Origin of the sequence: Phenylobacterium sp., assembly GCF_041913825.1 — a bacterium.
Lineage (GTDB): Bacteria > Pseudomonadota > Alphaproteobacteria > Caulobacterales > Caulobacteraceae > Phenylobacterium.
Map to the genome: position 1 here is coordinate 42392 of NZ_JAYSEO010000012.1, position 12077 is coordinate 54468.

At 71.1% G+C, this 12077-nt stretch carries 11 protein-coding genes; 7 read left to right on the forward strand and 4 right to left on the reverse strand.

What is annotated here, in order from left to right:
- Positions 1-2: 2 nt before the first annotated feature.
- Positions 3-1028: an LD-carboxypeptidase gene (locus ACE3Q8_RS11890; RefSeq protein ID WP_374470483.1), complete on the reverse strand. Its 1026-nt coding sequence runs from the start codon at positions 1026-1028 to the stop codon at positions 3-5.
- Between the two features lie 94 nt (positions 1029-1122).
- Here ACE3Q8_RS11890 and ACE3Q8_RS11895 point away from each other — a divergent pair, with 94 nt between their 5' ends.
- Genes ACE3Q8_RS11895 through ACE3Q8_RS11905 form a run of 3 tightly spaced genes read left to right on the forward strand, consistent with a single transcriptional unit; the run spans position 1123 to position 5288 of the window.
- Positions 1123-1413, forward strand: coding sequence for a succinate dehydrogenase assembly factor 2 (locus ACE3Q8_RS11895; RefSeq protein ID WP_374470484.1), 291 nt, complete (start codon positions 1123-1125; stop codon positions 1411-1413).
- A gap of 13 nt (positions 1414-1426) precedes the next feature.
- Positions 1427-4894, forward strand: coding sequence for a transcription-repair coupling factor (gene mfd, locus ACE3Q8_RS11900; protein WP_374470610.1), 3468 nt, complete (start codon positions 1427-1429; stop codon positions 4892-4894).
- Between the two features lie 37 nt (positions 4895-4931).
- Entirely contained in the window at positions 4932-5288 is a 357-nt protein-coding gene (locus ACE3Q8_RS11905) for a hypothetical protein (protein WP_374470485.1), read from the forward strand.
- On the opposite strand, the gene ACE3Q8_RS11910 is transcribed toward ACE3Q8_RS11905, so the two are convergent.
- A complete protein-coding gene (locus ACE3Q8_RS11910; protein WP_374470486.1) occupies positions 5285-5785 on the reverse strand; it encodes a hypothetical protein in 501 nt (166 codons plus the stop codon). The two genes, ACE3Q8_RS11905 and ACE3Q8_RS11910, sit on opposite strands and share 4 nt — an antisense overlap.
- Positions 5785-7113 (reverse strand): diguanylate cyclase domain-containing protein, encoded by a 1329-nt coding sequence (locus ACE3Q8_RS11915; protein WP_374470487.1) that lies wholly within the window; start codon positions 7111-7113, stop codon positions 5785-5787. Before ACE3Q8_RS11915 ends, ACE3Q8_RS11910 begins: the two co-directional genes overlap by 1 nt.
- 122 nt (positions 7114-7235) lie before the next feature.
- Here ACE3Q8_RS11915 and ACE3Q8_RS11920 point away from each other — a divergent pair, with 122 nt between their 5' ends.
- The 3 genes from ACE3Q8_RS11920 (at position 7236) to ACE3Q8_RS11930 (ending at position 10319) form a co-directional block, all read left to right on the forward strand.
- Positions 7236-8012: an SDR family NAD(P)-dependent oxidoreductase gene (locus ACE3Q8_RS11920; RefSeq protein WP_374470488.1), complete on the forward strand. Its 777-nt coding sequence runs from the start codon at positions 7236-7238 to the stop codon at positions 8010-8012.
- A 58-nt stretch (positions 8013-8070) separates the two neighbouring features.
- Positions 8071-9216, forward strand: a complete 1146-nt coding sequence (locus ACE3Q8_RS11925; RefSeq protein ID WP_374470489.1) for a CaiB/BaiF CoA transferase family protein — start codon at positions 8071-8073, stop codon at positions 9214-9216.
- 200 nt (positions 9217-9416) lie between these two features.
- Positions 9417-10319: a YihY/virulence factor BrkB family protein gene (locus ACE3Q8_RS11930; protein ID WP_374470490.1), complete on the forward strand. Its 903-nt coding sequence runs from the start codon at positions 9417-9419 to the stop codon at positions 10317-10319.
- On the opposite strand, the gene ACE3Q8_RS11935 is transcribed toward ACE3Q8_RS11930, so the two are convergent.
- Positions 10316-10546 (reverse strand): sulfurtransferase TusA family protein, encoded by a 231-nt coding sequence (locus ACE3Q8_RS11935; RefSeq protein ID WP_374470491.1) that lies wholly within the window; start codon positions 10544-10546, stop codon positions 10316-10318. The genes ACE3Q8_RS11930 and ACE3Q8_RS11935 overlap by 4 nt on opposite strands.
- 86 nt (positions 10547-10632) lie before the next feature.
- Between ACE3Q8_RS11935 and ACE3Q8_RS11940 the strand changes: the two genes are divergently transcribed.
- Positions 10633-12075 (forward strand): MFS transporter, encoded by a 1443-nt coding sequence (locus ACE3Q8_RS11940; protein WP_374470492.1) that lies wholly within the window; start codon positions 10633-10635, stop codon positions 12073-12075.
- Positions 12076-12077 lie beyond the last annotated feature (2 nt).

Sequence of the window (12077 nt, forward strand, 5' to 3'; positions counted from 1 at the left end):
GGCTAGGCCGTGACGCCAGGCTCGAGGACGGTGAGGGTCCTGCCCGTGGCGTCCAGCCGGGCGGACGCGCCGATCGGCAGGGTGAGCTGGTCCGTGGTATGGCCGATCGGCAGGCCCGCGAAGACCGGGATCTTCAGGTCTCCAAGGAGGTGGTCGAAGACCTCGTTCAGCGTGTAGGGCGAGGCGTCCAGCGGCCCCTCGCACCGGGCGCACGCTCCCACCAGGATCCCCGCCGCGGCCTGCAGCTTGCCCGCGTGGCGCAGGTTCAGCAGCATGCGGGCGATGGAGTAGGGCGCCTCCTCGACGTCCTCGAAGAAGAAGATGGCCCCGCGGGTGTCGATCTCCCACGGCGTTCCCATGGCCGCCGCGATCATCGAAAGGTTGCCGCCCACCAGAGGCCCGGTGGCCGTGCCGGGGGTGATCGTTTGGAGCGGATAGGTCGGGCGCAGCGGGTTCGCTTCCGCCGGAGTGGGCAGCACCCCGAGCGGCTCGGGGGACATCACGGCGCGGCGCAGCGCCTGCAGGGAGTAGTCGGAGAAGCCGGTCAGGGCGGCCATGCGGCCGTGGAAGGTGGAGAGGCCGGACCGCTTCTGGATCGCCAGTTGCAGGAGGGTGGTGTCGCTGAAGCCGACCAGGACCTTGGGATTGCGCCGGATCAGCCCGTAGTCGACCCGGTCGACGATCTCGCTGACGCCGTAGCCGCCACGGCCGCTGAAGACACCCTTGATCGTCGGATCGGAGAACGCCCGGTGCAGCTCGTCCAGGCGCAGCCGCACGGAAGCCGCATAGTCCCGTGGCCGGTTGAGGAACCCGGGATAGACCACCGGCGTCAGTTCCAGAGCCTCGACGACGGCCCGCGCACGGGTCTCCGCCGCGGGGTCGTGGAGCGCCGTGCTCGGGTTCACGAGCGCCACCCGGTCGCCGGGCCGCAGCATGGCCGGGCGGAGCAGGGGGCCCCTGGGCTGAGCGGCGGCCGAGCCCGCCAGCGCTGCCGCGCCGGTCGCCGCCAGGAATGCGCGTCTGTCCATGAACCGAGTCCCTCCCGCGCCCCATGGATAGCGGCTCGGGGCGGCGGGCGCATCTGGCGCCGGTGTCACGTGCGCTCTATATGGCGACCCTCTCATGACGACCGACGACGCACGGCTGAAGAAGCTGAAATTCCGCGCCTGGCGGCGCGGCTTCCGGGAAGCGGACCTGATCCTCGGGCCGTTCGCGGACAACCATGTCCACACGTTCAGCGAGGACGAGCTGGACCGGTTCGAGCGGCTGCTCGAGCAGCCGGATCAGGACCTCTACGCCTGGATTATCGGGACGCTGCCGACACCGCCTGAGTTCGACGACGAGATCATGAACCGGATCAAGGCGTTCCGCTTCGAACTTAACGACGTGCGGGGTGACGACCGTGGCGGCTGACGGCGCGCGGCCGGTGAGCGCCGCCGAACTCCGCCGGGTCGCCGACGATCCCGGCCGCCTGGACCTGGTGGGCGCCCCGGAAGGCTTCGACGCGATGGTCATGGCCGACATCGTCAAGGCCCGGAAGGGCCTGACGGTGTTCGTCGCCCGCGACGCCGCGCGCATCTCGGCCTTCGTGGACGCCTTCCGCTTCTTCGCCGAACAGGTGGAGGTGCTGACCTTCCCGGCCTGGGACTGTCTGCCCTACGACCGGATCGGCCCTTCGGCCGGCGTCTCGGCGCAGCGGATGACGACCCTGGCGCGGCTGGCGGACGGCTTCGATCCCAAGAAGCCGGCCCTATTGGTCACCTCGGTCCCGGCGCTGATCCAGCGCGTGCCGCCGCTCTCCGTGGTCAAGGGCGCGAGCTATTCCGCCAGCGTCGGCAACATCGTCGAGATCGCCGACCTCGAACGCTACTTCGCCATCAATGGCTATCAGCGCGCCTCCACCGTCTCCGAGCGCGGCGAGTTCGCCATCCGCGGCGGCGTGATCGACGTCTTCCCGCCCTCGGCCGAGGAGCCGGTGCGCCTCGACCTGTTCGGCGATACGCTGGAGAGCATCCGCGGGTTCGATCCGGAGACCCAGCGCTCAACCCGCCAGCTCAAGGACGTGAGCCTGCTGCCGGTCAGCGAGGCGCTGCTGGACAAGGACGCCATCAGCCGCTTCCGCACGGGCTACCTGGAGAGCTTCGGCGCCCCCGGCGACGACCCGCTTTATGCCGCCATCTCCGAGGGCGGGCGCCGCGCCGGCATGGAGCACTACCTGCCGCTGTTCTACCCGGGCATGGCGACGCTGTTCGACTACCTGCCCGCCGACGCGCTGGTGGCGCTCGACCACCTCGCCCGCGAGGCGCGCGAGGAGCGGATGGCGCTGATCGAGGACGCCTACGACGCCCGCGTGCAGGCCGAGCGGCGGATGCACTACCATCCCCTGGAGCCGACCCGCCTCTACCTTGACGGCGACGAGTGGAACGAGCGTCTCGCGCGCCGGCCGACCCGCCGCTTCTCCGCCTTCAACGAGGCCGAGGGCGAGGTGGTGGTCGACATGGGCGCCCGGGCCGGGCGCAACTTCTCGGCCGAGCGAAAAATGGACTCGGTGAACCTCTTCGAGGCCACCGCGGATCACGCCAAGGCGCTCGCCGGGCAGGGGAAGCGCGTGCTGTTCGCCTCCTGGTCCGAGGGCTCCTCCGAGCGTCTGGGCTCCATGCTGGCGGACCATGGCCTGAAGGACGCGCCGTTCGCCGCCTACTGGGACGCGGCGAAGGCCGCCGACCCGAAGAAGCCGCAACGTGTGGTCCTGCCGCTCGAGGCGGGCTTCGAGACCGACAGCCTCGCGGTCATCTCCGAGACCGACATCCTGGGCGACCGGCTGGCGCGCCCGAAGCGCCGCCGCCGCGCGTCCAACTTCCTGGCCGAGGCCTCGTCCCTGACGCCGGGCGACCTCGTGGTGCACATCGACCACGGCATCGGCCGCTACGAGGGCCTGAAGACCCTCGACGTGCAGGGCGCGCCGCACGACACGCTCGAGCTGCAGTACGGCGGCGAGGCCAAGCTCTACCTGCCGGTGGAGAACATCGACCTGCTCACCCGCTACGGGGCGGACTCCGAGGGCGTGCAGCTCGACAAGCTGGGCGGCGCCGCCTGGCAGGCCCGCCGCGCCCGCGCCAAGGAACGCCTGCGCGAAATGGCCGAGGGCCTGATCCGCATCGCCGCCGAGCGGGCCACCAAGCAGACCGACGCCGTCGATCCGCCGCAGGGCGTCTTCGACGAGTTCTGCGCGCGCTTCCCGTACGAGGAGACCGAGGACCAGTTGCTGGCCATCGGCGACGTGCTGGAGGACCTGTCCGCCGGCAAGCCCATGGACCGGCTGATCTGCGGCGACGTGGGCTTCGGCAAGACCGAGGTGGCGCTGCGCGCCGCCTTCGTGGTGGCCATGAGCGGCCATCAGGTGGCCGTGGTCGCGCCGACCACCCTGCTGGCCCGCCAGCACTTCAAGACCTTCTCCGAGCGGTTCGAGGGCTGGCCCGTGAAGGTGCGGCGCCTGTCCCGCCTGGTGCCCGGCAAGGAGGCGGCCGAGACCCGCGAGGGCCTGAAGAAGGGCGAGGTGGAGATCGTCGTCGGCACCCACGCGGTGCTGTCGAAGCAGGTGGAGTTCAAGAACCTCGGCCTCGTGATCGTCGACGAGGAGCAGCACTTCGGGGTGAAGCACAAGGAGAAGCTCAAGGAGCTTCGCGCCGACGTGCACATGCTCACGCTGACGGCGACGCCGATCCCACGGACGCTGCAGATGTCGCTGTCCGGCATCCGGGAGATGTCGATCATCGCCACGCCGCCGGTCGACCGCCTGGCGGTGCGGACCTACATCACGCCTTGGGATCCAGTGGTCATCCGCGAGGCCCTGCTGCGCGAGAAGTACCGTGGCGGCCAGGCCTATTACGTGGCTCCCCGCATCGCCGACCTGCCGGAGCTGGAGCGCTACCTGCGCGAGCAGGTGCCCGAGGTGAAGTTCGTGGTCGGCCACGGCCAGATGTCGCCGACCCAGCTCGAGGAGGTGATGACCGCCTTCTACGACGGCCAGTACGACGTGCTGCTGTCGACCACCATCGTGGAGAGCGGCCTCGACATCCCGACGGCCAACACCCTGATCATTCACCGCGCCGACATGTTCGGCCTGGCCCAGCTCTACCAGCTCCGTGGCCGGGTGGGGCGGTCGAAGAGCCGCGCCTACGCCTACATGACCACGCCGGCCGAGAAGCAGATCACGCTCTCGGCGGAGAAGCGGCTGAAGGTGCTGCAGTCGCTGGACAGCCTGGGCGCGGGGTTCCAGCTCGCCAGCCACGACCTCGATATCCGCGGCGGCGGCAACCTGCTCGGCGAGGAACAGTCCGGCCACATCAAGGAGATCGGCGTCGAGCTCTACCAGCAGATGCTCGAGGACGCGGTCAACGAGCTGAAGACCCGCGCCGGCGCCGAGGGGCTGGAGCACGACCGGGGCTGGTCGCCGCAGATCAACACCGGCGCGGCCGTGCTCATCCCCGAGGAGTACGTTCCGGACCTCAACGTCCGCCTGGCGCTCTACCGGCGCCTGTCCGAAGCCGAGAAGGCGGCGGACCGTGAGGCGCTCGCCGCCGAGCTCATCGACCGGTTCGGGCCCCTGCCACCCGAGGCGGGCCAGCTCCTGAAGGTGGTCGCCATCAAGGGCCTCTGCCGCCAGGCGAACGTCGCCAAGATCGATGTGGGCCCGAAGGGCGCCGTGGTCAGCTTCCGCAACGACGAGTTCCGCAATCCGGGCGGGCTGATCCAGTTCGTGGCCAAGAACCAGGTCGCCTGGCGCTTGCGCCCCGACCACAAGGTCGTGGTGAAGGGCGAGTGGGAGACCCCGGAGCAGCGGCTGAACGCGGCCGAAAAGGTGCTGACCGAGCTAGCCAAGCTGGCGGCCTGAGCCCAAGCTGGGGGCCGCAGCTTCAAGGGGTTTATCCGTGTTCAGATGTTCGGCCGCCACCGCGGCCTTGCTCGTGGCGCTCGCCGCCGGCGCTCCGGCGCGGGCCCAGGAAACCCCCGCCACCACCGGCGACCTGAAGTGCGCCCTGGTCGGCTTCGCCCTGGCCACCTCCGAGCGGAAGGAGGAGCAGCAGGCCGGCCTGATGCTGGCGTTCTACTACTACGGCCGGCTGTCGGCGGCCCCCGGGGTGCAGGTGGAGAAGCGGCTGAAGGAGGTCGCGGACGCCATGACGGACGAGGCCTTCGTCAAGGAGAGCACGCGCTGCGGCGACGAACTCGCCCAGGTCGGCGAGTCCATGCAACGCTTCGGCGAATCGATGGGCCGCAAGCCCTAGGCCGCGCGGCGCAGCAGCCTGCGGCCGCGCAGCCACATCTCGACGCCTCGCGCGCTGACCAGGCCCACAGCCATCAGCAGGAAGGCGTCGGCCACCTCCGTCGTGCTCACTTGCAGGGCCGCGGCGTTCTCCGCCAGCACCTCGCGAAGCCCGATCCGGGCGGCCACCAGGGCCAGCACCGCCATCAGGCCGAACGGGGAGAGCTGGCTGATCAGCGTCCCCGCCGCGCCGGCCCGGATCTGCGTGTGCGACGCGATCCACCAGCCGAGCGCGGCGCCGACCGCCAGCGACAGAGCGTAGATCGCCACGAGCAGCGGCCGTGGCGGCCCTTCCGGCGCGATCGCCAGCAGCGTCGCGCCGAGAACGAGCGCCGGGCCCATCCACAGACGCCCGGGCCGCAGCGGCCGCGCGCGGGCGCTCATCGCCACGAGTAGGCTCAGCAGCGCGGCGGCGAACAGCACCATCCAGAGCGGCAGGCCGAGCACCGGCGTCTGCATCAGCCGGCCTTGCGGCCCTGGGCGCGGGAAGCGGCCTCCTCGAGGGCGCGGCCCACGGTCTCGGGCGCGCCGACCTCCGCCACCCCGATGTCGAAATCGACCACGAACGGCGGCTTGCCGTCGCCGGCCTCGAAGGCGGTGCAGCCGATCACCGCGCTGATCCGCTCGCCGGCGGCGCGGGCGGCGGCATGGCCCGACGCGGGGAGGGCGAGGGCGAAGACCTCGGGCGCTAGGCGCGCGGCGGTATCCTCCACCCGCACCAGCCGGCCGATCATGGAGCCGATCTGCGGCACAGCCCGGTCGAGCCATCCGCCGGCCCGGGCCGCGGTGACCTCGGCCTTCTCGGCGACCTTCAGGACGCAGACGCTGAGCGGCCGGTTGCGCAGGCGCGACGCCTGGGCCAGTCGCGCCAGGTGGGCGGCGAACAGGTCGCGGGTGAAGAGGCCGGTGGCGGCGTCCATCAGGCCCGAGCTGCGCGCCTGCTCCAGCGCCTGGCGCACGGCCACGCCGCGGCGATAGCTGCGCGCCAGCTCGACCACCCGCTTGGCCGTCTCGCTCTCCGGCGTCTCGGGCGAGGCCACGTCGGAGAGGCCGCGATGGTAGGCCTCGGCGATGGTCACCGGCGCTTCGCGCTGCATGTAGAGCAGGGCCGGCGTATGGTAGAGCCGCGTGTTCCGGCGCAGGCCCGCGGCGATCGACATCGCCTCCTGCGGGTTCTCTCCCGCCCACAGCACCACCGCGTCGAAGGCTCGCTCGTGCAGGTAGTCGAAGGCCGTGTAGGCTGTGAAGGCGCCGACCACATCGGCCCCGTTGCGCTTCAGCGCGTTGGAGAGCGCCAGGAACTGCGGCGCCGGCTCGCCGATGGCGAGCACCCGGAACGGGCTGGTGTCGACCTCGGGCAGCTCCAGCGGACGGCCGCGCTCGGCGAAGGTCTCCTGCCGGAGATCGAACTCCTCCTCCGAGACCGCCACCCGGACCAGGGTCTCCAGCCGCATGGCCGCCTGGGCCGGATGCAGCGGCGCGGCCAGGGTGAGGTCGAAGCCGTGCGCCGCCAAGGTCGGATCCGGCTCGCCGATGGCCACCACGGGCAGCTTGCGCGGCGCGCAGGCGGCCTGCAGCCGGTGGGCCAGGGCGACGAACTCCTCGCCGCCGCGCAGGTCGATGATCGCCGCCTCGATCTGCAGGTCGGTGAGACTCGCCACCGCGGAATAGGGGCCGCGCGCCGTCACCGTGCGCCAGCCGAGCCGGTCCAGCCCGTCCGCGAGGGGGCCGGCCAGCACGTCGTCGCGCGCAACGATCAGGACCCGCGCCTGGACGCCTGCCGCCATATCCCCCATTCCCTGACGTAGCCCGGCTGCGTGCTAAGCACGGAATCGCGGCCGGGCGAATAGGGAGAATAGCCCCGCGCCTGTGGGTTGTGACAGCGGCGACGGGTCGCGGAGGGAAGCAGATGTCGGGAAGTCTTGCGGGACAGGTGGCCGTGGTGACCGGCGCGTCGGGTGGGCTGGGCGAGCACTTCGCCCGTCTGCTGGCGCGGGAAGGGGCGGCGGTGGCGCTCACCGCCCGTCGCCTCGAGAAGGTGCAGGCGCTTGCCGAGGAGCTGAACGCCGCCGGCGGCCGCGCGCTGGCCCTGCGGCTCGACGTGGCCGACGCGGCCGCCATCGCGCCCGTTTTCCAAGAGGCGGAGGCCGCGCTGGGCCCCATCGGCGTCCTGGTCAACAACGCCGGCGTGGGCGGCGAGGGCCTCGCCCTGGATCTCTCGGTCGAAGCCTTCGACAACACCTTCGCCGTCAACGTTCGCGGGACCTTCTTCGCCGCCCAGGCCGCGGCGCGGCGGATGATCGCCTCCGGCGTCGCGGAGCGTGGCGAGGCCCGGATCGTGAACATCGCATCGATCGCCAGCCACACCGTCCTGCCGGGACTCTCGGCCTACTGCGGCTCCAAGGCCGCCGTGGCCATGCTGACGAAGAGCCTGGCGCGCGAATGGGCGCGCCGCGGCATCGCGGTGAATGCGCTGTGCCCCGGCTACATCGAGACCGACATCAACGCCGACTGGTGGCCGACGGAAGGCGGGCAGAAGCAGCTCAGGGGCTTTCCGCGCCGCCGGCTGATGGACGCCTCCGACCTGGACGCCGCCTTCCTGATGCTGGTGGGTCCGGCGGCCCGGGCGATCACCGGCAGCGTGGTCACGGTGGACGATGGCCAGTCCCTGCCCGGCGGCGGCTGAGCCCTTGGCTGACCAAGGGTCATCGCCGCTAGATTCCGCGCCAAAGGGAGTGAGACGCATGGGCCAGGGGCCGCTTTCCGGTGTGAAGATCGTCGAGTTCGCGGGCATCGGCCCGGGACCGTTCTGCGGCATGCTGCTCAGCGACCTGGGCGCCGACGTCGTCCGCATCGACCGCAAAGGCGGCCGCGGCGGCGCGCCGTCGGATATCACCGCCCGCGGACGCCGCTCCGTCGCCCTCGACCTCAAGACCCCGGCGGCGGTCGAGACCTGCCTGAAGCTGATGGAGCAGGCCGACGGAATCATCGAGGGCTTCCGGCCGGGCGTGATGGAGCGCCTGGGCCTCGGGCCCGACGTGGCGCTCGCCCGCAACCCGAAGCTGGTCTACGGCCGCATGACCGGCTGGGGCCAGACGGGGCCCTACGCCCAGGCCGCCGGCCACGACATGAACTACATCGCCATCACCGGCGCGCTCCACGCCATCGGCACCAAGGACAAGCCGGTCCCGCCGCTCAACCTGGTGGGCGACTTCGGCGGCGGTGCGCTCTATCTCGCCTTCGGCCTGCTGGCGGGCATCGTCCACGCCCGTGCGACGGGCAAGGGCCAGGTGGTGGACTGCGCCATGAGCGACGGCGCCGCCTCGCTGATGGCCATGTTCTACGGCTTCAAGGCGTCGGGCATGTGGCAGGACGAGCGCAGGGCCAACATGCTCGACGGCGGCGCCCACTTCTACGACACCTACCAGTGCGCCGACGGCAAGTGGGTCTCCATCGGCTCCATCGAGCCGCAGTTTTACGCGCTCCTGCTGGAGAAGACCGGGATCAGCGATCCCGACTTCCAGGCGCAGATGGACCGTCGCGCCTGGCCGGCGCTGCACGACAAGCTCGCTGCGGTGATCGCCACCAGGACCCGGGACGAGTGGACCGAGATAATGGGCGGCACCGACGTCTGCTTCGCCCCGGTCCTGGATCTGGACGAGGCGCCGAAGCATCCCCACAACGTCGCCCGCGAGACCTTCGTCGAGCTGGCGGGCGTCACGCAACCCGCGCCGGCGCCGCGGTTCTCGGCGACGCCCGGCAAGATCCAGGGACCACCGCCGGCCGTCGGCGCGCACGATCGGCAGGCGTTGCTGGACTGGGGCTTCACCGGCCCGGAGATCGACCGGCTCGCCGATGCAGGCGCCATCGCCGACACGCGGGTTTCCTGAAAGCTCCATTCAGGTTGGGTTCAGCCGCCGGGCCATAGAACCGATCCCAGGTTGGGTGTCGCGCTCTCCCGTCCCTCGAAGCGGCGCCCGGCCTGATGGAACGACACGCCCATCGGCGGCGCGCCACCCCTGAACAGGTGGCGCGCCGTTTCCATATGGGCGCTTGCCAGACTCTCGCCGCTTCGCCAGCCTCCGCCCGGATGTCTCCCCGCCAGCCCGCAAGCCGTCCGCGAGACGCCGACTGGGATCCGGTCCACTGGCTGCGGGTCGGCCTGCTCACCCTCGGAAAGGCGTTGGCGCGGCTGTGGGGCCGTGACGTGATGCTCTACACGGGCGGCGCCTCCTTCTTCGTCATGCTCGCGATCTTCCCGGCGCTGGCGATCGGCATGGGCCTCTACAGCCTGCTCTCCGACCCGGCGCAGGCCGCCCAGCAGGGCGCCGCGGTGGCCAAGCTGATGCCGGCGGCGGCCCGGATGATCTTCCAGTCCGAGCTCATGCGCCTGTCGCACGCCCCCATGGAGACGGTGTCGTTCCAGAGCGGCGTCGCCCTGCTGATCGGCGGCTACGCCGCGCACCGCGGCTTCAAGGCGCTGCTCGCCGGGCTGTCGTTCATCCACGACGAGGACGAGCCGCGGGGGTTCGTGGGCTTCAACCTGCTCGCCCTGGCCGTGCTGGTCGCCACCTTCGTGGCGCTCGGGATCTTGTCGGCGGTGTTCTTCGGCTTCCGGATCCTGGGCGAGAGCTTCGAACTGCGGCCGCTGCGCGGCGTGCCCTGGCTCTACAGCGAGTGGACCTGGGCGAGCCTCGGCATGACGCTTGGCATGACCCTGATCTATCGCTGGGCCATGTCGCGCCGGCCGGTGGATTGGCGCGCCTCGCTGCTCGGCGGGGCGGCGGCCGCGGCGCTCTGCATCTTCGCGTCCTGGGGGCTCGGCATCTATGTCGAGCAGATCGCCCACCTGGGCGCCACCTACGGCTCGGTCGCCACCGTGGTGATCTTCCTGATCTGGCTGTCGTGGAACGTGAACGCGGTCTTCTTCGGCGGCGCGCTGGCGACGGAGGTCGAGGTGGCCATCGACACCCACGCCGGCCGGATGCGCTAGCCCTTCACCACCAGGAAGCTGAGCGCGCCCGCGTCCTCGCCGCGCTCGGCCAGCTCGTAGCCGGCCTCGCGGGCGAAGTGCGGCACGTCGATCCGCGCCAGCGGGTCGTCGGCCAGCAGGCGCACCCGCGCGCCCGCCGGCGCCTGCTCCAGCGCGCGGCGCAGGCGAAGGGTCGGCACCGGACAGCGGTGCCCGCGGGCGTCCACCAGGATATCTTCGGTCCGCATGGCCGGCGCATACAACGGCCGCGCGCGGGACCCAAGCTTCGCCTTCGTGCGTTGTGGCCGCACGCCAACGAGAACAAGGGGAGGGGATGCACGCCGATCGGCAGGTCTTCACGACCGACGTGCCCGCCAGGCTCGACCGTCTGCCCTGGAGCCGTTTCCACTGGCTGGTGGTGGCGGCGCTCGGGATCACCTGGATCCTCGACGGCCTCGAGGTCACCCTCGTCGGCTCGCTGTCGCCCGCGATCGCCGGGCCAGACGGCCTGCGCCTCAGCGCCGAGCAGATCGGACTGGCCGGCAGCGCCTACATCCTGGGCGCGGTCGTGGGCGCCCTGGTCTTCGGCCGGCTCACCGACGCCTTCGGCCGCAAGCGGCTCTTCACCGTCACGGTGCTGGTCTACATGCTGGCGACCGTCGCCACCGGCTTCTCCTGGGACTTCTGGTCCTTCCTGCTGTTCCGCTTCCTCACCGGCGCGGGGATCGGCGGCGAGTACGGGGCGGTCAATTCGGCAATCCAGGAGCTGATCCCGGCCCGGCGGCGGGGCTACACCGACCTGGCCATCAACGGGAGCTTCTGGGTCGGCGCCGCCCTCGGCGCCATGGGGTCGTTGGTCGTCCTCGATCCCGCGATCGTCGACCAGGATCTCGGCTGGCGGCTCGCCTTCGTGATCGGCGGCTGCCTGGCGCTGATCGTCATCTGGATCCGTCGCTACATCCCCGAGAGCCCGCGCTGGCTGATGACCCACGGCCGTGCCGATGAGGCCGAGCGCGTGGTGCGCGAGATCGAGCAACGGGTGGAGCGCTACACGGCCATGCCGCCGATCTTCGCCCCGCACCCGACCATCCGGCTGGTCCACCGCGAGCGCACCACCTGGCGCGAGCTGGGCGTCGCGCTCTTCCGCACCTATCCCAGGCGCACGATCCTCGGCCTGGTGCTCATGGCCACGCAGGCCTTCTGCTACAACGCGATCTTCTTCACCTACGCCCTGATCCTGACCCGGTTCTACGACATCCCGCCGCAGAACATCGGCTGGTTCATGCTGCCGTTCGCGCTGGGCAACTTCACGGGCCCGCTGCTGCTCGGGCGCTTGTTCGACAGCATCGGCCGCAAGCCGATGATCGCCGCCACCTACGGCCTGGCCGGCGCGCTGCTCTGCCTGACCGGCTGGCTGTTCGCGCAAGGGGCGCTCACCGCCGAGACCCAGACCCTGGCCTGGACGGTGATCTTCTTCTTCGCCTCGGCGGGCGCGAGCGCCGCCTATCTGACGGTGGGCGAGCTCTTCCCCCTGGAGCTGCGCGCCCTGACCATCTCGCTGTTCTACGCCATCGGCACCCTGCTGGGCGGCGTCGCCGGCCCGTGGCTGTTCGGCCTGCTGATCGACACCGGCGAGCGGAGCCAGATCCTGCTCGGCTATCTCCTGGGCGGCGTGCTCATGCTCGTCGCCGCGGCGACCACCCTCGTGCTGGGGGTCCGCGCCGAGAAGAAGCCGCTGGAGAGCGTCGCCCCGCCGCTTTCCCTGGCCGAGGACTGAAG